General features: G+C 66.5%; 9 protein-coding genes and 1 pseudogene. 7 read left to right on the top strand and 3 right to left on the bottom strand.

Annotated elements, in window-relative coordinates; translation table 11 throughout:
* Positions 1-393: 393 nt before the first annotated feature.
* The 3 genes and pseudogenes from AZC_RS17060 to AZC_RS17050 all read left to right on the top strand — a co-directional run.
* The gene (locus AZC_RS17060) at positions 394-2,208 is read left to right on the top strand and encodes an ABC transporter ATP-binding protein (protein ID WP_012171836.1); all 1,815 of its coding nucleotides are present in this window, start codon (positions 394-396) and stop codon (positions 2,206-2,208) included.
* 346 nt (positions 2,209-2,554) lie between these two features.
* Positions 2,555-4,051: an amidase gene (locus AZC_RS17055; protein ID WP_012171835.1), complete on the top strand. Its 1,497-nt coding sequence runs from the start codon at positions 2,555-2,557 to the stop codon at positions 4,049-4,051.
* A gap of 176 nt (positions 4,052-4,227) precedes the next feature.
* A pseudogene (locus AZC_RS17050) lies at positions 4,228-4,410 on the top strand (hypothetical protein); the annotation flags it as partial.
* 227 nt (positions 4,411-4,637) lie between these two features.
* Here the strand turns inward: AZC_RS17050 and AZC_RS17045 are convergent.
* From AZC_RS17045 to secA, 3 genes are all read right to left on the bottom strand, one after another.
* Complete coding sequence (locus tag AZC_RS17045; RefSeq protein WP_012171833.1) at positions 4,638-4,817, bottom strand: hypothetical protein; 180 nt, start codon at positions 4,815-4,817, stop codon at positions 4,638-4,640.
* A gap of 1,166 nt (positions 4,818-5,983) precedes the next feature.
* Positions 5,984-7,882: a DUF262 domain-containing protein gene (locus AZC_RS17040; RefSeq protein WP_244421734.1), complete on the bottom strand. Its 1,899-nt coding sequence runs from the start codon at positions 7,880-7,882 to the stop codon at positions 5,984-5,986.
* Between the two features lie 255 nt (positions 7,883-8,137).
* Positions 8,138-10,912: a preprotein translocase subunit SecA gene (gene secA / locus AZC_RS17035; RefSeq protein ID WP_012171830.1), complete on the bottom strand. Its 2,775-nt coding sequence runs from the start codon at positions 10,910-10,912 to the stop codon at positions 8,138-8,140.
* Positions 10,913-11,358: 446 nt separating this feature from the next.
* Here secA and AZC_RS17030 point away from each other — a divergent pair, with 446 nt between their 5' ends.
* The 4 genes from AZC_RS17030 (at position 11,359) to AZC_RS17015 (ending at position 22,182) form a co-directional block, all read left to right on the top strand.
* On the top strand, positions 11,359-12,576 hold the full coding sequence (locus tag AZC_RS17030) for an efflux RND transporter periplasmic adaptor subunit (RefSeq protein ID WP_043880440.1): 1,218 nt from the start codon (positions 11,359-11,361) through the stop codon (positions 12,574-12,576).
* A 30-nt stretch (positions 12,577-12,606) separates the two neighbouring features.
* The gene (locus AZC_RS17025; RefSeq protein WP_012171828.1) at positions 12,607-15,816 is read left to right on the top strand and encodes an efflux RND transporter permease subunit; all 3,210 of its coding nucleotides are present in this window, start codon (positions 12,607-12,609) and stop codon (positions 15,814-15,816) included.
* A gap of 174 nt (positions 15,817-15,990) precedes the next feature.
* On the top strand, positions 15,991-19,329 hold the full coding sequence (locus AZC_RS17020) for a DUF2126 domain-containing protein (protein ID WP_012171827.1): 3,339 nt from the start codon (positions 15,991-15,993) through the stop codon (positions 19,327-19,329).
* A 312-nt stretch (positions 19,330-19,641) separates the two neighbouring features.
* Complete coding sequence (locus AZC_RS17015; RefSeq protein WP_012171826.1) at positions 19,642-22,182, top strand: circularly permuted type 2 ATP-grasp protein; 2,541 nt, start codon at positions 19,642-19,644, stop codon at positions 22,180-22,182.
* The last annotated feature ends 66 nt before the right edge of the window (positions 22,183-22,248 follow it).

The raw sequence follows: 22,248 nt of genomic DNA, 5'->3' as shown, positions 1-22,248 counted from the left end.
GTTACCGCCGCAATGCTCAAGGCTGCGTGAACATTTGCCCGCCGGCTTGACCCTTTCCTTAGGGGAGGGGTACGAAAGGGGCATCTTCAACCCGCAGGAGGGGCCAGATGCGTCAGTACACGCCCCTGCGGGGGAGCCGACCAGTTCAGGTCTGGAGCCGGATCGGATCAGACTAGCCGTCTGACACCGACTGCTCCGGACGCCTGACGGGCCGCCGCCGAACCGGATTGCGGGACAATCCGCCGGATGCGCCCCTTGGTCGGCAAGCGGCATTCTTCCCGAGCCGCAGCGCTGATCCAACCGATCTTCCGCGCCAGTTCGTGCCCGCTGAGGGGCACGCTTTCCCATTTCGTTTCATCAGGGCCGGCGGGCGTCATGCCGCCGGGCATCGCCATGTCGTCTTTGCGCCGTTCCAAGGGCTCGCGCGCCTTCCGCCTCGTCTTCGGTTTCCTCTCCGCCCACTGGCGCCGCCAGCCGGGCGTGATCGGGGTGATCGTGGGCACCATTGCGCTCTCCACCCTCTGCGAGGTGCTGGTGCCGCTCTATGCGGGCCGGCTCGTGGATGCGCTCGTCTCCGCCGAAAGCGCGGCCGCCGCCGCGCGCCCGGAGGCGGGGGCGGCGGCGCTGCACGCCTTCTTCACCATTCTCGCGCTCGGCGCCGTCATGGTGGTGTTCCGCCACATCGCCTATGCGGGCATCGTGCGCCTCACCATCCGCATGATGGCGGACGTGGCGCAGGATGCGTTCGCGCGCGTGCAGCGCTTCTCCTCCGACTGGCACGCCAATTCGTTCGCCGGCTCCACCGTGCGGAAGATCACGCGGGGCATGTGGTCGCTCGACCTCTTGAACGACACGCTGCTGGTGGCGCTGCTGCCCTCCGTCACCGTGCTGATGGGCGCGGCGGTGCTGCTCGCCATCCAGTGGCCCATCATGGGGGCGGTGATCGGCGGCGGTGCGGTGCTGTTCATCGCGCTGACGGTGGCGCTGTCGGTCTATTACGTCGCACCCGCCTCCGAGCTGTCCAACCGCTGGGACACGCGGGTGGGCGGCACGCTGGCGGATGCCATCGGCTGCAACGCCGTGGTGAAGGGCTTCGGCGCCGAGGCGCGGGAGGAGGCGCGGCTGGATCGCGTCATGGGCAAGTGGCGCGCACGCGTCCGCCGCACCTGGATGGCCCACACCTGGAGCGGCACGGCGCAACTCTTGGCGCTGCTGGCCCTGCGCACGGCCATCATCGGCACGGGCCTGTGGCTGTGGTGGAGGGGACAGGCGAGCCCGGGCGAGGTGGCCTACATGCTCACCATGTATTTCGTCGTCCACGGCTATCTGAGGGACATCGGCTATTACGTCCACAATCTCCAGCGCTCGGTGAACGACATGCAGGAGCTGGCCGAGATCCACGAGACGGCCGTCTCCATCGCGGACCGGCCGGATGCCGTGCCGGCGCGGATCAGGCAAGGGCGCATCGCCTTCGAGCATGTGCGCTTCCATTATCCGGGCCATGAGACGCCGCTCTATGACGACCTCCACGTGGAGATCGCCCCCGGCGAGCGGGTGGGGCTGGTGGGGCCATCCGGCTCGGGCAAGACCACCTTCGTCAAGCTGGTGCAGCGCCTGCATGACGTGAGCGACGGCCGCGTGTGCGTGGACGGGCAGGATGTGCGGGCGGTGACGCAGGCGAGCTTGCGCCGCCAGATCGCCGTGGTGCAGCAGGAGCCGATCCTGTTTCACCGGACGCTGGCGGAGAACATCGCCTATGCCCGGCCCGAGGCGAGCAGGGCGGAGATCGAGCGGGCGGCGGCGCTGGCCAATGCGTCCGGCTTCATCGCCCGCCTGCCGCGCGGCTATGCGACGCTGGTGGGCGAGCGGGGCGTGAAGCTCTCGGGCGGCGAGCGCCAGCGCGTCGCCATCGCCCGCGCGTTTCTGGCGGATGCGCCCATCCTCATTCTGGACGAGGCCACCTCAAGCCTTGATTCGGAATCGGAGGCGCAGATCCAGGAGGCCATGGAGCGGCTGATGGAGGGGCGCACCACCCTCGTCATCGCCCACCGGCTCTCCACCGTGCGCACGCTCGACCGACTTCTGGTCTTCGACCACGGCCGCATCGCCGAGCAGGGCCGCCCGGCGGACCTGCTGCGCCTCGACGGCGGCCTCTACCGCCGCCTCCACGAGCGCCAGACGCTGGATCTGGGTCTGGCGGCGGAGTGAAGGGAGTGAACCCGGACGCCCTCGGGCGTCCGGGGCTGTGGCGCAGGGGCGTGCCGCAAACGCAGCTGGCGCGTGTCCATTCTCGCCGGCCGCGAGGGTGCGAGACGCGCGTTTCACGGATGGAAGGCAGCCCGTGCTGAGCCCCCTCCGGATGACCACTCGCCGCAGGTTGACGTGCGTCAATGTAATATACGGCGTGTTGTGAGTATTCGTTGGTTAAGCTCCTGCATTTCTTGGAGCGTGGCCATCTACCTTTGACAAAGATGGTTGGTATTGGCCTTTGCGTCTTCGTGGCCGCCGCCCCGGTCTGCCTCGTGTTCGGACCCTTTGACGAAAGGTTGCCCACATGATTGATCGCAGAACGTTCATCAAGGCGGCGGGAACGGCCTTCGTCGCGTCAAGGCTCGCTACGACGGCCGCGCGGGCCGAGGCGAACGATCCGCTCAGCTACGCCTCGGTTGACGAACTCGTCGCCCTGTTCCGGGCCCGGAAGGCTTCTCCGGTCGAACTGCTGAAGGCGCAGATCAAGCGCATCGAGGCGTTCAACTCCAAGATAAATTGCATTACCGACGAACATTTCGACCAGGCGCTGAAGGAAGCCCGGCAGTCCGAGGACCGGTATGGGCGCGGCGATGCAAGACCTCTCGAGGGCATCACGGTCGCGATCAAGGACGAGTTCAGCCGCCCTGGCTGGCGGGTAACGCAGGGCTCGCTCGTTTACAAAGAATCGCCGGCGATGACCGAAAACGACGCGATCATCGACGCGCTCGAAGCGGCCGGGGCCGTCATGCCGTTCCAGACGACGGTGCCGGAGTTCTATCTTTTTATCGGCGCCTCGACCCGCGCCTGGGGCACGACCCACAATCCGTGGAACCTCGCCTACTCTCCGGGCGGGTCGTCGGCGGGCTCGGGGGCGGCGCTGGCTGCGGGCTTCGCAACGCTGGCGATGGGGTCGGACATGGGCGGCTCGATCCGCATCCCCGCCTCGCAGAATGGCCTCTATGGGTTCAGGCCGCCGTTCGGGCGTGTCGCGAGCGGGGAAGTCCCCTTCTCGACCTCGGGCCCGCTCGCCCGCCGCTGCGACGATCTCCTCCACCTCCAGAACGCGATCGTCGGCCCTTCCGACAGGGTCATGGCCGCCATCCGGCCTCGCCTCGACTATCCCGCCCAGTATCCCGACCTCTCGGGATGGCGGATCGCCGTGGACTGGGGCGCGGCCGTCGCCGAGGTCATTCCATCGGTGAAGGCGGCGATGCAGGACGGCGTGGACACGCTCCGCAAGGCGGGCTGCGTCGTGGACGAGGTCGACTGCGGCTTCTCGAAGGATCAGAAACTCGTCTTCATTCGCGGCCTGATGGCGACGTCCCTGGGCACCCTGGTCGATGTCGCGAATGCCAATCGCGGTCTGCTCTCGCCCTATATGGCGGAGGTGATCGACCTCGTCGGAGCCGTCGGACCGCGTCAGGCGGAGGAAGCCGAGGCACTGGCCGAGCGCCTGCACCGGCAGGTTCAGCAGCGGGTCTTCGGCAAGGGGTACCGTGTCCTGCTGATGCCCACCATGGCGACGCCGCTCGTCCGGGCGGATATGTTCAAGAGCAAGGCGGACAACGTCGACCTGTGGACGGGCACGGGGTTCGGGGCGGCACTGACCTGGCCGTGGAACCTCCTCAACCGCTACCCGGTGGTGGACGTTCCGCTCGGCCTGGTGGATGAGGGAATGCCCTCGGGCATGCAGGTGATCGGACAGACCTTCGCCGATCTCGACACCTTCCAGTTCGCGTCGACATGGGCGCGCCTGCGGCCGGCCTTGTTCGCCGATGGGCGGTTCCCGACCTTCGTCTGACGCGAGGGCGAGGACATGGCCCCGCGGGGGCCGATCTCCGCGCGCTCGACCTTCGGCGCCGCTGGAGCCTTCCGCCGGATGTTCTTCCCGCGGAAGGCGAGGGGGCGGCGCGGGTGCCCGTGCCCGTCTCCATAGCGGGAGGTGGGGCTTCGAGGCTGAAGCACTCGGGCGGCGCGCGCCAGCGCGTCGTCATCGCCCACCGGCTCTCCACCGTGCGCACGCTCGACCGGCTTCTGGTCTTCGATCACGGCCGCATCGCCGAGCAGGGCCGCCCGGCGGACCTGCTGCGCCTCGACGGCGGCCTCTACCGCCGCCTCCACGAGCGCCAGACGCTGGATCTGGGTCTGGCGGCGGAGTGAGCGGCCGTCCCAGAGGCCGTTTGGAACTCTCCGAGCGGCCTCTGCCCCTGCCGTAAGGCGGGGGGGTATCGCATAGATATTTGACCGTCCGTCTTCGATCTTCGGGGGCAGACACCCACGCCCATCATGGCCGGGCTCGTCCCGGCCATCCACGCCGTGCCGATGGAGCAGGCCTGGAGATCAAGCGCCAAGCCGATCCACATGACGTTCTTCCAGTCCCCCCGCCCTCAGAGCGGCGTCTCGGTCGGGTGTGCGGGGGCGCCGGCGGCGGCCTGTTGCTCCTCGGCGGCCTTCTTCTTCAGCTTGGCCTGATCGTGATGCCACTTGATGGCGAAGTACATGCAGACGCCGAGCACGACCACCTTGAACGTGCCGAAGACGATGGGGAACAGGTCGATCATTTCCATGGGAGTGTCTCTTTGGGCTCCGTCTGTCGCGCGGGGCGCTCGGGATCACGGAGCCCGATCCGGGGGATGAGCCAAGGCGGAGCAGGGGGCTTCGTCTCGGGGTCTGAATGACGGCCTTCCGCTTGGAGGGCAGGGGCGGTGCCGGGCGATGCGGAAGGGGCTTGGGGTAGGCGAGGGCCCGTCTGGACGTTCCCGAACGGCCCTTCCCCCTCCCCATCCCTCTCCCGCAGGCGGGAGAGGGGGCCCGCCGCGCCACCGGCAGCGACACGCCCGAAACCTCGCGGGGAAAGCCCTCTCCCGCCTGCGGGCGGGGTGGGAGGGGGCAGGCGGGCGGGAAGGACAGAAGCCAAACCCTCGAACGTCCGGGCAGGCTCTGACGGCATTGACGGGAGAGCCCTCGTCAGCCCGGCCGCGATGACGGGATGCGTCCCGCTATGGGGGCGGGTGGGCCATGGAGATGATCTGCCTCCCGAACACCCATGCGTGCGAACCGCCCGCGCACTGGCCTTCGATCCTCAGCCCCGGAGTGATCACGTCTGCGCCTCCTGCACCGCCGCGATGATGCGGAAGTGCATTCAATATGCGATCAATGTATCTTTATTGATCGGATTTCGTCTGCATACAGGGTTGCCGGTGCGCGGCCTAGGGCCGGAATGTCGCACCTTGAGCCGCTCCCGCAGACGTGAAGGGGCTCCGCGAAAGGGTGTGCGTTCATCCAAGGTGGAGCGTCGTCAGAACGGGTGAAGCCGCTTCAGGCTTATGGTGCGGGTTTCGCACTTCCGTCGATGAGGCTCGCGCGGCTGGGCGGTTCTGGCGCGGCTGGTGGAAGGGCGCACCACCCGCGTCATCGGCCACCGACTCTCCGCCGTGCGCACGCTCGACCGGCTTCTGATCTGCGACCAAGGCCGCATCGCCGAGTAGGCTCGCCTGCTGACCGGTGGCGCCTCGACGGCGGCCTTTACCACTGCCTCCACATGGGCAGGCGCTGGATGGTGCTGGTGGCGGAGCGAGGTGAGGAGACCCGGACGCCTGGCGAGGCGGCCGGATTTTTTTGTCGGATTTGTGTCAGTTGTAGCTCGCGATATATTTGCGCGGCGCCAACAACAGGAAAATAACGCAGTGTTCCGAACCGGACGTTGAGTAGTCGCGGTGAGCGTCGGTTCCGGCTACGCCGACTCGAGGTCGTTTGCGGCCAGTTCGCCCGCATCCTCCACAATCTCATCCTCTTGGTCTTCGTCCGACTCGGCTAGCCCAAGGGGGGCGTCTTCTGTCGGGGCGGCCTCACCCCTATAGGCCGCCTTTCCTGTGGCACCTTCAATGAGTTTGAGGAGCTCCTCCCGACGCTCTGCGCAAAAAGCGTCAAAATTATCCATTCGGAGGAGCTTGGGGTTGATGCCGTGCGTCGAGATCACAGCATCCTGTTCCGCAACGGAATCAATCGCTTTTTCCTTAAGTAGGCGCCCAAGATAGGTGGATGGTGCTGAGCCGCCAATAGTGCGGTTTGATTTATAAAATAGAGGAGTTTTATTAATAATATTATCGTACGCGCTTCTCTTTATTTTATTTGCTTCGCACCATGCGCGGGGGAATACGTGGTGAATGTCTACGTTTTCGCCGAAATAAACCATATGACTGAAGGCCTGCCCGGTGCGGAAATCTTTGGCGCCGGCCTGCATGAGCAGGACGTGGACGCCCTTGTAGGCCGCAGATAGCCGAGAGGTCATGGTGTCCAGCCGCTCGGACCGGAAGGTTGCGTCGCGAATGGTGCTTGGTTCCTCACCGCCATTCACCCAAGCTGGGACCTCCTGAACATCCCGAGCAAATCGGCTCTCGATCGCCGAGCCGTAGAGTTCACCAAATACGCCGCACCACCACCAGCGTAGGAGCTTTTGCTTCACGTCATGCTTGTCGGCATCTGCCGCGAGATCAGCGAAGATAACGGCAAACGGCACGAGCTGGGACTGATAGGGCAAATCCTTCACGCCGTAGACGTGTTGGGAGAACAGAAGCCGGCCGGCAGCCACGAAACCGGCTTCGATCCGAGGGGCAAGTTCCTTGTAGCGATCGAGCGGGATGCGGAGCAGATCGTCTCGCTTCGCGGTCACGGCTGGTGGCTCGCTCGACCCTCGGTGCGAACGCCGCCGCTCCAGGCTGTAAAGCAGTGATACCGCCTGAAGGAAGTCTGTCGCTTGAAGTTGCGTGAGGGCGTTCTTCGGAAAGGGTATGCCCGACGCGATCCTTTTTGCCCGACCGTCTCCCGCCTCACCACCACCGCGCCAATCCGTGCGTAAGTCGAATTCGCTGGCCGCATAAATTGCAGTGAGTAGTTCGAACGCATCCAGCTTCTCGCCGCCCGTGTTGACCTTCTCAAACACCAAACATACTGCCTCTCGCGAGGTAGACCTATCCAGCGCAATTACCGGCATCTGGTATTGCCTGAAGGCTGCGAGCAACTCATTCGCGAAGGCGAACCAGAGTGTCATTTTTTCCTGATCAAACTTCCAATGGTTGGCGAATCCCATCTGCCATTGATCAGAGTCGAAAATCTTATTCGTAGGGAACATGCATTGCTCGAATTCTCGCTCTTGCGTGGAAAGGTCACGAACAACCTCAAATCCTCTCAGTTCTGTGCGATCTTCTCGCACACCAATGATGGCGGCCTCACGGTCTACCTGTGGATCAAGGGCCGCCTTCATGTCGATGTAATACCAGCGACTAATTGGTTGCTTCTTCACGTCTCGGGTGACGACCACCTCCTGACGCATCGTGAGCTGATAAAGCGAAGTGATGCGCTGTTGGCCGTCGAGCACCAAGGCGTCGGGGGCAATCGTCCCGGCATTCGTGGGCGTCCCTTCGATCGGGCGCGGCTTGAAGTTCACGTCTCCGCCCGTCTGAAGGGTCATTAATGTCCCAACCGGAAAAGATCGGGAGACGGAGGCGAGGATGGCGCGGAGGCTATCGTCACGCCACACCCAACTACGCTGAAAGTCCGGGAGCTGGAGCGTGCCCGCGCGGGCCTGTTTCAAAAGCTCCTCAAGCGGCTTTTTCGTGCTGTCGAATGACACGCGCGTCACACTATTCTCCCCTGTGCTCAACCCCCGGCTTCAGCGGGCGGCGCACTTTAGCCTCCCGCTTGTGCTTGACAAGGCAAAGGCACAATCGGAGCAGGGCGCGCACTTTAGTGCCGAGGCAACCAGAATTGGATACCGCGAAATGCGTCTCCGAATGTCCTGTGTGGGTCATTTCCGGATACGTCGCACCACAAAAAAGCCCCGGACGGTTCACCCGTCCGGGGCTTTCTCATTCCGGTGCACCCTGCCTCAGGCAAACCGGCCGTGGCAGTGCTTGAACTTCTTGCCGGAGCCGCAGGGGCAGGGTTCGTTGCGGCCCACCTTGCCCCAGGTGGAGGGGTCGTTGGGGTCGCGGTCGGCGGCGGGGACTTCGGTGGCCAGCGCCAGTTCCGGCCGGGCGCTGAGGGCAGCGCCGGCGGAGGCCAGTTCGTCCTCGCCCGTGGAGGCGTCGATGTGGTGCGCTTCCATGGGCGGCAGCTCGGTGGGCTGGGGGGTCGAGACGATCTCCACCCGCATGAGCTGGGCGGTGACGATCTCCCGCAGGCGGCCGAGCATGGCCGAGAACAGCTGGAAGGCCTCGGACTTGTATTCCTGCAGCGGATCGCGCTGGCCATAGCCGCGCAGGCCGATGACCTGACGCAGATGGTCCAGCATGGCGATGTGCTCGCGCCAGAGATGATCCAGCGTCTGGAGCAGGATCGACTTCTCCACATAGCGCATCAGCTCGGGGCCATACTGCGCGCTCTTGGAGGCCATCCACTCGTCGGCCTTCTGGATGATGCGCTCGGTGACTTCCGGGCCGGCGATGCCTTCCTCCTTGGCCCAGTCCTCGATCGGAAGGGCGAGGGTGAGCACGTCGCGCACGGCGAAGTCGAGGCCCTTCACATCCCACTGCTCGGGATAGGAATTGACCGGAATGTACTTGGCGACGAGATCGGTGATGACGTCGTGGCGCATGTCCACCACGGTCTCGGCCACGTCCTCGTCATTCATCAGCTCGAGCCGCTGCTCGAACACCACCTTGCGCTGGTCGTTGAGAACGTCGTCATACTTGAGGACGTTCTTGCGCATGTCGTAGTTGCGCGCCTCGACCTTCTGCTGCGCCTTCTCCAGCGCCCGGTTGATCCAGGGGTGGATGATGGCCTCGCCCTCCTGCAGGCCGAGGCGCTTCAGCATGCCCTCCAGCCGGTCGGAGCCGAAGATGCGCATGAGGTCGTCTTCCAGCGACAGGAAGAACTTGGAGTGGCCGGGGTCGCCCTGGCGGCCGGAGCGGCCGCGCAGCTGGTTGTCGATGCGCCGGCTCTCGTGGCGCTCGGTGCCGAGCACGAAGAGGCCGCCGGCGGCCAGCGCCTCCTGCTTGAGGGCGGCGATCTCCTCGCGGATCTTCGCTTCCGCCGCCTCGCGCTCGGGGCCGGCGGGCAGGTCGGCCAGCTCCTCGCTGATGCGCATCTCCGCATTGCCGCCGAGCTGGATGTCGGTGCCGCGGCCGGCCATGTTGGTGGCGATCGTCACCGCGCCCGGCACGCCGGCCTGCGCGACGATGAAGGCTTCCTGCTCGTGGTAGCGAGCATTCAGCACCGCGAAGCTCTTGCCGTCCGAGCTGCCCGTGAAGGCGGCGCGGTCGGAAAAGTCCTTCTGGCGCATGCCGGCCTGCTTCAGCCGCTCGGCCAGAAGCTCCGACTTCTCGATGGAGGTGGTGCCCACCAGCACCGGCTGCTTGCGCGCCGCGCACTCCTGGATGAGCTTGACGATGGCGTCGAACTTCTCGCGGTTGGTGCGATAGACCTCGTCGTCGTCGTCGATGCGCTGGACCTTGCGGTTGGTGGGGATTTCCACCACGTCCAGCTTGTAGATGTCGGCGAACTCGGCGGCCTCGGTGGCTGCGGTGCCGGTCATGCCGCCCAGCCGCTCATAGAGGCGGAAATAGTTCTGGAAGGTGATGGAGGCGAGCGTCTGGTTCTCGGGCTGGACGGTGACGCGCTCCTTGGCCTCCAGCGCCTGATGCAGGCCTTCCGAATAGCGGCGCCCCGGCATCATGCGGCCGGTGAACTCGTCGATGATCACCACCTCGTCGTTGCGCACGATGTAGTCCTTGTCCCGCTGGAACAGGGAGTGCGCGCGCAGCGCCTGATTGACGTGGTGAACGATGGAGACGTTCTCGATGTCGTAGAGCGAACCGGACTTCAGCAGCTCCGCCTCGGTCAGCATCTGCTCCATCTTCTCCATGCCGGCTTCGGTCATGGCGACGGAGCGCTGCTTCTCGTCCACCTCATAGTCGCCCTTGGAGAGGCGCGGGATGAACTTGTCGATGGTGTTGTAGAAGTCCGAGCGGTCGTCGAGCGGGCCGGAGATGATGAGCGGCGTGCGCGCCTCGTCGATGAGGATGGAGTCCACCTCGTCCACGATGGCGAAATAGTGTGGGCGCTGCACCATCTGGGCGCGCTCGTACTTCATGTTGTCGCGCAGGTAGTCGAAGCCCAGCTCGTTGTTCGTCGCGTAGGTGACGTCGCAGGCATAGGCCGCGCGGCGCTGGTCGTCGTCGAGGCCGTGGACGATGATGCCGGTGGTGAGGCCGAGGAAGCCGTACACCTTCGCCATCCATTCCGCGTCGCGTCGGGCAAGATAGTCGTTCACGGTGACGACGTGGACGCCCTTGCCGGCGAGCGCGTTGAGATAGACGGGCAGGGTGGCGACCAGGGTCTTGCCCTCGCCGGTGCGCATCTCGGCGATGCCGGCGTCGTGCAGCACCATGCCGCCGATGAGCTGCACGTCGAAGTGGCGCATGCCCATCACGCGCTTGGCCGCCTCGCGCACCGTGGCGAAGGCGGGGACGAGCAGGTCGTCCAGCGTCTTGCCCTCGGCTAGCTGCTGGCGGAACATGACGGTGCGTTCGCGGAGCTGCTCGTCGGTGAGCGTCTCCAGTTCCGGTTCCAGCTTGTTGATGGCTTCCACGCTGGGCCGATAGCCGCGGACCCGCCGATCGTTCGCGGAGCCGAAAATCTTGCGGGCAAGTCCACCGAGCATTGTGCGTCTCTATCCGTGCCGTCTTCACGTCAGCGGAAGGGCGGAGACGGCCGCCGGACCCTCCGGGAGATGGCGCCCTCATCGACGCACAATGGGGCGCCAGCAAGTCCGCTGCGTTTCGGCGCCGGGCTGCGGCGATTAGGCCACACCCCGGCCGAAAAACGCCGCTGCGAACCGCCTGACGCGCCGCGGGGAGACTTATGAACGGGTCGGCGGCTTGTCAATGCGAGCGGCCGGAAAATACGGCGCGGCGGCACTTTGTGACTGTGGCCAGCGAGCGTGAGCGGGGCAGGGGCCGGATCCGGGCAGCTTTTCGCCAGGGAGGGGTGTCGTCAGGGCGTTACTCTGGTATGGCGGTCTCATGGACAGGTCCGGGGGCGCTGCTTACACTCGCGCCGGGTGAAGGTCGGGGGTCGATTATGACGGTTTGGGCGTGGGTTGCTGGCGTGCGCGGTGCGGCGTTCGAGGGGCGGTCCGTCAAGGTCGTGGCGCCGGCTCTGGCGGCGCTGGCGCTGGCCGGCTGCAATGAGCAGAATACCTATGTCGCCCCGCCGCCGCCCACCGTCACGGTCGCCCCGGCGCCCGAGCAGTCGGTGGTGCGCTATCTGGAGCTGACTGGCAACACGGCCTCCATCAATACGGTGGACCTGAACGCCCGCGTGCAGGGCTTCCTCACCAGCATCAACTACAAGGACGGCGCGATGGCGAAGAAGGGCGACCTGCTCTTCGTCATCGAACAGGATCAGTACAAGGCCGACGTGGCGCAGGCCCAGGCGACGCTCGCCGCCAAGCAGGCCGCCCAGGTTCAGGCGGAAGCCGAGTTCAACCGGCAGAACCAGCTCGCCAAGCAGGACTTCGCCTCGCAGGCCACCCTCGATCAGGCGCGCGCCAAGCGCGACGGGGCGGTGGCGGACGTTCAGAACGCGCAGGCCAGCCTCGACCTCGCCAAGATCAACCTCGGCTATACGGAGGTGCGCGCGCCCTTCGACGGCGTCGTGACCGCCCACCTTCAGGATGTCGGCGCGCTGGTCGGCTACGGCAGCCCCACCAAGCTCGCCACCATCGTCGAGATCAACCCCATCTACGTCTGGTTCTCGCTCTCGGAGACGCAGGTCCTGCGCATCAAGGACGCCCTGGCCCAGCAGGGCAAGACCCTGCGCAGCATCGAGGGGCAGCTTGCCGATATTCCGGTGGAGATCGGCCTCCAGACCGAGCAGGGCTATCCCCACGTTGGCCACCTCGACTATGTGGCCCCGCAGGTGGACGCCAATACCGGCACGCTCACCGTGCGCGGCATCTTCGACAACAAGGATCTCTCCCTGCTGCCGGGTCTCTTCGCCCGCGTCCGCCTGCCGCTCGGGGCCTCCACCGACATGGTTCTGGTGGCGGACGCCGCCATCGGCACCAACCAGAGCGGCAGCTATGTGCTGACCGTCGGGTCCGACGGCATCGTGAAGCAGCAGACCGTGCAGCTCGGCCAGATGCAGGCGGAAGGCCTGCGCGCCATCACCTCGGGCCTCGCCAAGGGTGACCAGGTGGTGGTGAACGGCCTCCAGCGCGCCGTCCCCGGCTCGAAGGTCACGGTCGAGAAGGGGCAGATGGTGAACGAGAGCGCCAAGCCCAAGCCGCCGATCGATCCGTCCAAGCCTGCGCCCAAGAACTGACCTCCGGTCCCTCGAACACAGGCAGCGACCATGATCTCGCGCTTTTTCATCGAGCGGCCGGTTCTCGCGAACGTCCTGGCGCTCTTTTTCGTCCTGATCGGCGCGGTGTGCGTGTTGCGCCTGCCGGTGGCCCAGTATCCCAACATCGTCCCGCCCACGGTGACGGTGTCGGTGAACTATCCCGGCGCCAGCGCCAAGACCCTCGTGGATACGGTCGCCCTGCCCATCGAGCAGCAGGTGAACGGCGTCGAGGGCATGCTCTACATGCAGTCCTGGTCGGCCAGCGACGGCACCTACACGCTGGTCGTGACCTTCGCCATCGGCACCGATCCGAACATGGCGCAGGTGCTGGTGCAGAACCGTGTGTCCATCGCGCTCGCCTCGCTCCCCCAGTCGGTGCAGCAGCAGGGCGTGACCGTGCTGCAGAAGGGCACGTCCATCCTCGAGTTCGTGGCGCTGACCTCGCCCACGGGCCAGTATGACGGCCTCTATCTCTCCAACTACGCCATCATCAACATCCAGAACGAGCTGGCCCGCCTGCCGGGCGTCGGCAACGTGGTGGTGTTCGGTGCCGGCGAATACGCCATGCGCGTGTGGCTCGATCCGGACCACCTCCAGGCCTATGGCCTGACGCCTTCGGACGTCATCAACGCCATCCAGGGCCAGAGCCAGGAAGTGACCGCCGGCCAGACGGGCATGCCGCCCGCGCCGAACGGCACCAGCTTCCAGTACACGGTGAACATCAAGGGCCGGCTCAACGACGTGCCGGACTATGAGAACATCATCGTCAAGGTGAACAACGACAACGGCGGACAGATCGTGCGCGTGCGCGATGTCGGCCGGGTGGAGCTCGGCGCGCAGAGCTACAGCAAGACCTTCACCCTCGACAACAAGCCGGCCACCGGCATCGCCATCTTCCAGCTGCCCAGCGCCAACGCCCTCGACGTGGCGAAGAGCGTGAAGGCGAAGATGGAGGATCTGAAGACGAGCTTCCCGCAGGGTGTCGCCTACGAGATCCCCTTCGACACCACGCTCTTCGTCACCGCCTCCATCGACGAGGTCTACAAGACCCTCTACGAAGCCGGCATCCTCGTGCTGGTCGTCATCATCGTCTTCCTGCAGGACTGGCGCGCGACGCTGGTCCCGGCCACGACGGTGCCCGTCACCATCATCGGTGCCTTCGCCGCCATGGCGGCCATGGGCTTCACCATCAACCTCTCCACCCTGTTCGCGCTCATCCTCGCCATCGGCATCGTGGTGGACGACGCCATCGTGATCGTGGAGGGCGTGGCGCGACACATCGAGGAGGGCATGCCGGGGCGGCCTGCGGCCGAAAAGGCCATGGACGAACTGTTCGGCCCGGTCATCGGCATCACCCTGGTCTTGATGTCGGTGTTCCTACCGGCCTCGTTCATTCCCGGCCTCACGGGGCAGATGTTCAAGCAGTTCGCGCTGGTCATCGCCGCCACCGCGCTCATCTCGGCCATCAACGCCGCCACGCTGAAGCCCACCCAGTGCGCCCTGTGGCTGCGGCCGCCGACCCCGCCGGAGAAGCGCAACGCCTTCTACCGCGGCTTCAACGCCGTCTATAACAAGTGCGAGCACTGGTACGCGGGCCTCATCAGCCGCATGGTGCACCACTCGGCCCTGATGGTGGTGGGCGCGCTCATCCTCATCGGCATCGCCGGCTACGGCATCACCCGCGTGCCGACCGCCTTCCTCCCCATCGAGGACCAGGGCTATTTCGTCATCTCGGTGCAACTGCCGGACGGCGCCTCCACGGAGCGCACGACGAAGGTGGTCGCGAACGCCTCCGAGATTGCCCAGAAGATCCCCGGCGTCGCCAATGTGATCGCCATCACCGGCATCTCGGTGCTGGACAACAATTCGTCCCTCAGCAACGCGGGCGTGCTCTACGTCACGCTGGATCCGTGGGGCGCCCGCGAGAAGCAGAAGGGAGAGGACCTGCTCTCGCTCTACGAGCGCTTCAACAAGGACATGAGCCAGATCCAGGAGGCCTCGGTCCTCGTGCTGGTGCCGCCGGCCATCCAGGGCATCGGCAACGCGGCCGGCTTCACCATGCAGCCGCTGATCCGCAACGGCAATTTCGACTACCAGCTGCTCTACAACGCCACGCAGGCCATCCTCGAGAAGGCCAACGGCCAGACCGCCCTCAGCCATGTCGGCTCGTCCTTCCGCGTGGGCTCGCCGCAGCTTGAGGTCGAGGTCAACCGCATCAAGGCCGAGACCCTCGGCATCACGGTGAAGCAGGTCTTCAACACCATCTCGAGCTATGTGGGCTCGACCTACGTCACGCAGATCAACAAGTTCGGCAACGTCTTCCAGGTCTATGCCCAGGCGGACGCCAAGTTCCGCGTGCGGCCCGAGGATCTCGGCAACCTCAAGGTGAAGGCGGGCAACGGGACCATGGTTCCGATCGGCACCCTCATCGACATCCGGGTGCTGCCCGGCGCGCCGCTGATCTCGCTCTACAATGTCTATCCGACCGCCACCGTGGTCGGCACCAACGCCCGCGGCTTCTCCTCGGGCCAGGCGCTGGACATCATGGAGCAGATCGCCAAGGCCACCCTGCCGCAGGGCATGGGCTTCGAATGGACGGCCATGTCCTACCAGGAGAAGCAGGTCGGCTCGCAGATGTACTTCGTCTTCGGCCTCGCGATCCTGCTGGTCTACATGGTGCTCGCGGGCCAGTATGAGAGCTGGATCCAGCCGCTCTCGGTCATCCTCGCGGTGCCGCTGGCGCTGCTCGGCACCGTGGGCGCACTGTTGGGGCTCGGGGTTGCGAACAACCTCTACACGCAGATCGGCCTCGTGCTGCTGATCGCGCTTGCCTCCAAGAACGCCATCCTCATCGTCGAATACGCCCGCGAGAAGCGGGCGGAGGGGATGGACATCATGGACGCGGCCGTGGAGGCGGCGCGGCTGCGGTTCCGCCCCATCCTCATGACCTCGTTCGCCTTCATCCTCGGCGTGCTGCCGCTGGTGTTCGCCACCGGCGCCGGCGCCAACTCGCGCAAGTCCATCGGCATCGCCGTGGTCTCGGGCATGCTGGCGTCCACCTGCCTTGCGGTGCTGTTCGTGCCGTCCTTCTACACGGTGCTCCAGCGCTTCGAGGAGAAGTTCCTCAAGAAGGCGCCGCCGGCCCACGGCGCCGGCCACGGGGCCCCGCCGCCGGACGGGGACAAGGGCCCCGAGGGCGCCTCCCACGTTTCAGCCTGATCCTGCCGCGACACCGGGCCCTGCCCGGTGTCGTTTCGTTTACATCCCCGATTCATAGACTGCGGCCGTCGGTGCCGCGCAAAGCGGCACCCGTCGCCGCAAAGTCGCGCTTTACGGTTGCAACCCCTTGTCTAACTTAAGGGCGCCGTTGCCCGCCGACCTTGGTGATCCCTGATGTCCATCCTTGCCAGCCTGCATCACGTTACCAGTTACAAATATGATCGGCCGGTATCGCTGGGGCCCCAGATCATCCGCCTGCGGCCGGCACCGCACACCCGGACCACCGTTCCGGCCTATGCGCTGAAGATCGAACCCAAGACCCACTTCCTCAACTGGCAGCAGGATCCCTTCGGCAACTGGCAGGCGCGCCTCGTCTTCCCTGAGAAGGCGACGGAATTCCGCATCGAGGTGGACCTCCTCGCCGACCTCGCCGTGGTCAATCCGTTCGACTTCTTCATCGAGGAGTATGCCGAACACATCCCCTTCACCTATGCGCCCGAGGTGAAGTCGGAGCTGACGCCCTATCTCGAACTGGAGGACGGCGGCCCGCTGCTCGATGCCTTCGTCGCCAGCATCCCGCTGGAGAAGCGCCGCGCGGTGGACTTCCTCGTGGAGCTCAACCAGCGCATCCAGAAGGATGTGGGCTACATCATCCGCCTCGAGCCCGGTGTGCAGACGCCCGACGAGACGCTGGCGAGCGGCAAGGGCTCTTGCCGCGATTCGGGCTGGCTGCTGGTGCAGGTGCTCCGCCGGCTCGGCCTCGCCGCCCGCTTCGTGTCCGGCTATCTCATCCAGCTCAAGCCCGACGTGAAGTCGCTGGACGGCCCCTCGGGCACGGATGTGGACTTCACCGACCTACACGCCTGGGCCGAGGTCTATCTCCCCGGCGCCGGCTGGATCGGCCTTGATGCCACCTCCGGCCTGCTCTGCGGGGAGGGCCACATTCCGCTGGCCGCTACCCCCCACTATCGCTCCGCCGCGCCGATCACCGGCCTCGTCGAGAAGGCTGAGGTGACCTTCGAGTTCGACATGAAGGTGACCCGCGTCGCCGAGGCGCCGCGCGTCACGCTGCCCTTCTCGGACGAGAGTTGGGCAGCCCTCAATGCGCTGGGCGCCAAGGTGGACGCCGACCTCGAGGCGAACGACGTGCGCCTCACCATGGGCGGCGAGCCGACCTTCGTTTCCATCGACGACTACCAGTCGGCGGAATGGAACACCGCCGCCATGGGCCCGATGAAGCGGGTTCGGGCCGATGATCTCATCCGCCGCCTGCGTCACCGCTTCGCCTCCGGCGGCCTGCTGCACTATGCGCAGGGCAAGTGGTATCCTGGCGAGACGCTGCCGCGCTGGTCCTTCGGTCTGTTCTGGCGCAAGGACGGCAAGCCCATCTGGCACGATGATGCGCTGATCGCCGACGAGAACACCAATTACGGTGTCGGACCCGAACAGGCCGGGCGCTTCTCGCAGGCGCTGGCCGAGCGGCTTGGCCTGTCCGCCGATCATGCCCAGCCGGCCTATGAGGACATCGCCCACTACATTCTGAAGGAAGCGAACCTCCCCGAGAATCTCGAGCCCGGCGATCCGCGCATCGAGGATCCCTTCGCGCGCAACACCATGGCTCGCGCCTTCGCGCAGGGCCTCGGCACGCCGGTGGGCTATGTCCTGCCGATCCAGCAGGTGTGGGGGCCGACCGGCAGCGGCTGGCTCAGCGAGCAATGGAAATTCCGGCGCGGCCATCTCTTCCTCGTGCCCGGCGACAGCCCCATAGGCTTCCGCCTGCCGCTGAGCTCGCTCGCCTATATCCCCCCGACCCTATATCCGCACACGGTAGCCGCCGATCCGCTGGAGGCGCGCGATCCGCTGCCCGATCCCGACGAGATGGCCCAGGGCTATCGGCGCGATGGCAAGGACGGGCCGATCCCCGCCGCGGCGCGGGCGCGCCGCGTGGTGGAGAGCTATCTCGCCTCCACCCCGGCGGCCGGCCCCTTCTATGTGCGCACCGCGCTGGCGGTGGAGCCGCGCGACGGGCGCCTGTGCGTGTTCATGCCGCCGGTGGAAGCGCTGGAGGCCTATCTCGACCTCGTCACCGCCATCGAGGCGACTGCGGCCGAGCTGAACATGCCGGTGCATCTGGAGGGCTATCCGCCGCCTTTCGACTATCGCCTCAACGTCATTCAGGTGGCGCCCGATCCGGGTGTCATCGAGGTGAACATCCACCCCTCCGCAACCTGGCAGGGCTGCGTGGACGTGACGCGCGGTGTCTATGAGGAAGCGCGCCTCGCTCGCCTCGGCACCGAGAAGTTCATGATCGACGGCCGCCATTCCGGCACCGGCGGCGGCAACCATGTGGTGGTGGGCGGCCGCACGCCGGCGGACAGCCCCTTCCTGCGCCGGCCGGACCTCTTGAAGAGCCTGATCCTCTACTGGCAGCGCCACCCCTCGCTGTCCTATCTCTTCTCCGGCCTGTTCATCGGCCCGACCTCGCAGCACCCGCGCATCGACGAGGCCCGTCACGACAGCCTCTATGAGCTGGAGATCGCCCTCTCCAGATTCCCGATGCCGGGCACGGACCTGCCGCCGCCGCCCTGGCTGGTGGACCGGCTGCTGCGTAACATCCTCATGGATGTCACCGGCAACACCCACCGCACCGAAATCTCCATCGACAAGCTCTATTCGCCGGACGGCCCGACGGGGCGTCTCGGTCTCGTGGAGTTCCGCTGCTTCGAGATGCCGCCGGACTGGCGCATGAGCCTTGCCCAGCAACTCCTGCTGCGCGCGCTCATCGCCTCCTTCTGGCGCAAGCCGCTGGATGGCGGCTGCGTGCGCTGGGGCACCAGCCTCAATGACCGCTTCATGTTGCCGCATTATTGCTGGTCCGACTTCCTCGACGTGCTGGATGACCTGAAGGGTGCCGGCTACGACTTCGATCCCGAGTGGTTCCGCGCTCAGTTCGAGTTCCGCTTCCCGGCCTTCGGCAAGGTGCAGCGGGCGGGCGTGGACATCGAGGTGCGCCAGGCGCTGGAGCCCTGGCATGTGCTCGGCGAGGAAGGGGCCATCGGCGGCACGGTCCGCTATGTGGATTCCTCCGTCGAGCGCGTGCAGGTGAAGGTGGACGGCTTCGTGCCCGGCCGCTTCGTGCTCACCTGCAACGGCCGCCCCGTGCCGCTCACCCCCACGGGCCGTAACGGCACCTTCGTGGGTGGCGTGCGCTACAAGGCCTGGCAGCCGCCGGAAGGCCTGCATCCCACCATCCCGGTTCATACGCCGCTCCAGTTCGATCTCGTGGACACCTGGAACGGCCGCTCACGCGGCGGCTGCGTCTATCACGTGGCGCATCCGGCGGGCCGCAATTACGAGACCTTCCCGGTCAATTCCTACGAGGCCGAGGCGCGGCGCCTCGCCCGCTTCGAGAACCACGGCCATACGCCGGGCACCATGGCCCATGTGCCGCTTGAGACGGCCCCGAACGAGTTCCCGACGACGCTCGACCTGCGCCGGCCGGCCTCGCTCTGAACCTGCGGGCACGCGGGGGCGGCAAATGCCCGCTCCGTGGTCAGCGTGCCCTTGGGACAAGCGCCCGCCGCCGATGCGGCGGGCCGCACGCGTTGACTGGGAAAGCACGGGCCATGGCCCTGAATTTGCTTCCTCAGGTCGAGGGGAGACGTGTCCGCAATCTGAAATCTGTGTCCGCAGCAGCGAAGGCGGTGCATAAGCCGCCCCCTCTTGGACGGGACCGCAGGCAGAGCCGGCATTCAGGTTAAGCTCCCGTTTACCTCCGCAGCTTCAGGCAAGCGGAGGGGCGTCTAATGGCGGACCGCTCTCCCGATGGAGCGCGGCACGCGCAAGGGGAGGCGAGACGGCGTGTCCGGTGCGGAGACCCGCAGCATCGATTTCGAACAGGCGGCCGTCGAGAGCGTTCTCGGCGGTTACGAGACGTTGCCCGGTGTCCGCGACGAGATGATGGATGCGGACGGCCAGCCCCGTCCCCATTGGGTGGCCTTCCTTGCGGAACTCGCCGAACTCGGGCCCGATGGCATCCGTCGCCGCTTCTCCGCCGCAGACCGCTATTTGCGCGAATCCGGTGTCTTCTATCGGGTCTATGACGATGCGGGCGGCAACGAGCGCCCCTGGTCGCTGAGCCACATCCCCCTGCTGCTGGAAAAGTCCGACTGGCAGGTGCTGGCCGAGGGCCTGATCGAGCGCGCCGAACTCCTCGAAGCCCTGCTGGCCGATCTCTATGGCCCCGGCGCCCTTGTGGCGGGCGGGGCACTGCCTGCTGCGGCCGTTGCCGGCAGCCCGGAATTCCTGCGCCCGCTGGTGGGCGTTGCACCGCGTGGCGGGCGTTACCTGCGCTTCTATGCAGCGGACGTGGGCCGTGGCCCGGACGGGCGCTGGTGGGTGCTCTCGGACCGCACGCAGGCGCCGTCCGGCGTCGGCTATGCGCTGGAGAACAGGCTCGCGGTCACGCGCGCCCTGCCGGATGTCTCGCGCACCCTGCGCATGGAGCGCCTCGCTTCCTTCTTCCAGAATTTCCGGGCCTCGCTGCTGAAGCTCGACACCACGGGTGAAGGGCGCGTCGGCCTGCTCACCCCCGGATCGCTGAACGAGACCTATTTCGAGCATGCACTGCTCGCCCGCTATCTCGGCTTCCTGCTCGTGGAAGGCGAGGACCTGACCGTGCGGGGCGACGCGGTGAACGTGCGCACCGTCGCCGGTCTCAAGCGCATCGACGTGCTGCTGCGCCGGCTGGACGCGGATTTCGGCGATCCGCTGGAGCTGAATGCCCATTCACGGCTCGGTGTGCCCGGTCTTGTCCATGCGGTACGGCAGGGCGGCGTGGCGCTGGCCAATGCGCTCGGCTCCGGCCTCGTGGAGGCACCGGCGCTCATGGCCTTCCTGCCGACGCTGGCGCTGCAGGTGCTGGGGCGCCCGCTGGCGTTGCCGCACGTCGCCACATGGTGGTGCGGACAGGCAGCCGAGCGCGCCGAGGTGTGCGAGCATCTGGACGATCTCGTCCTCACCTCCGCCTTCGGCAATGCCATCCCCGGCCTGCCGCGCCGTTTTTCCGCCGTGGGCGCCGATCTTACGGCGGCCGAACGCAAGCGGATCGAGACCATCATGGCCCTGCGCGGCGGGGATCTGGTGGCGCAGGACATCGCCCGCATCTCCACCATGCCGGTGTGGAGCGGCGACAAGCTGGTGCCGCGCCCCTTCACCTTGCGTGTCTTCCTCGCCGCGACAGATGACGGCTGGGTGGTCATGCCCGGCGGCTTCTGCCGCATCTCGGAGAGCCGCGATGCCCGCGCCTTCTCCATGCAGCGGGGCGATCGCTCTGCGGACGTCTGGGTGCTCTCCACGGAGGAAGTGTCCTCCGCGACCCTCATGCCCAGCCCGGAGAATGTGCGCATCCGCCGTTCCTCCGGCACGCTGCCGAGCCGGGCCGCGGATAATCTCTTCTGGCTCGGCCGCTATCTGGAGCGGGCGGAGGCTTCGCTGCGGCTGGTGCGGGCGCTGGTGGGGCGCCTGTCGGAAGTGGAATCCTCCTCCGGCCCGCTGGTGATGCGGCTCGTGAGCCTGCTGGCCACCTGGGGCGCGGTGCCCCGCGATCTCGCGCGCGGCACGCCGGCGCGCTACGGCCTCGCGGCGCTCACCCGCAACGATCTGCCGGGCTCGCTGCCGCAACTGGTGCGCAGCGCCCGCGCCTCGGCGTCCGTCATCCGCGACCGCTTCTCGCCGGACGGCTGGCGGGCACTGCTCGATCTGGAAGCCTGCATCGAGGCGCCGCTGACCGGCAATGTCTCCGAGGCGGACGCCTATGAGCGGGCGGACGCGGCCCTGCGCATCATCGCCGCCTTCTCGGGCCTCGCCAGCGAGAACATGAACCGCCTCGCCGGCTGGCGTTTCCTGGAGATCGGCCGGCGCATCGAGCGTTCCATAGCCCTGCTGCGCTTCGCCCGCACGTTCGCCGAGCCGGCGGCGCCGCGTGGCGCGCTGAACGTGCTGCTCCAACTCGCCGACAGCCAGATCACCTATCGCACGCGCTATGTGATGCTGGAGGCGCGGGGGCCGGTGCTCGATCTGGTGCTGCTGGACCCGGACAATCCCCGCTCGCTGATGTTCCAGATCCAGCGCATCGCCGATCACCTGCGGGTGCTGCCCGGCCGCGATCCCGACCTGCCGCCCTCGCTCGCCGAGCGCCTCGTGGGGCGCATCCTCTCTGACCTCATCGCCCATACGGCGGAGACCTTCGAGCTGAAGCATTTCGACGCCATGGAGGCCGACATGCTGAAACTCTCGGACGAGATCGGCGCCCATTACTTCATCCAGGGTCCGGAAGAGGCCGTGTACTGGCCCGTGGCGACCTGATATCCCTTCCACCGCTGTCCGGCGCACCGGAGGGACACCGGGCGGAGCAGCTTGGCACGAGGCCGC

This window comes from Azorhizobium caulinodans ORS 571, assembly GCF_000010525.1.
GTDB classification, from domain to species: Bacteria; Pseudomonadota; Alphaproteobacteria; order Rhizobiales; family Xanthobacteraceae; genus Azorhizobium; species Azorhizobium caulinodans.
This window is presented reverse-complemented; position numbering and strand designations above follow the sequence as displayed.

Coding starts and splice junctions, on each gene's coding strand:
- secA (WP_012171830.1), bottom strand. CDS start 10,912: ATGCTCGGTGGACTTGCCCGCAAGATTTTCGGCTCCGCGAACGATCGG.
- AZC_RS17015 (WP_012171826.1), top strand. CDS start 19,642: ATGGAGCGCGGCACGCGCAAGGGGAGGCGAGACGGCGTGTCCGGTGCG.
- AZC_RS17045 (WP_012171833.1), bottom strand. CDS start 4,817: ATGGAAATGATCGACCTGTTCCCCATCGTCTTCGGCACGTTCAAGGTG.
- AZC_RS17060 (WP_012171836.1), top strand. CDS start 394: ATGTCGTCTTTGCGCCGTTCCAAGGGCTCGCGCGCCTTCCGCCTCGTC.
- AZC_RS17020 (WP_012171827.1), top strand. CDS start 15,991: ATGTCCATCCTTGCCAGCCTGCATCACGTTACCAGTTACAAATATGAT.
- AZC_RS17055 (WP_012171835.1), top strand. CDS start 2,555: ATGATTGATCGCAGAACGTTCATCAAGGCGGCGGGAACGGCCTTCGTC.
- AZC_RS17025 (WP_012171828.1), top strand. CDS start 12,607: ATGATCTCGCGCTTTTTCATCGAGCGGCCGGTTCTCGCGAACGTCCTG.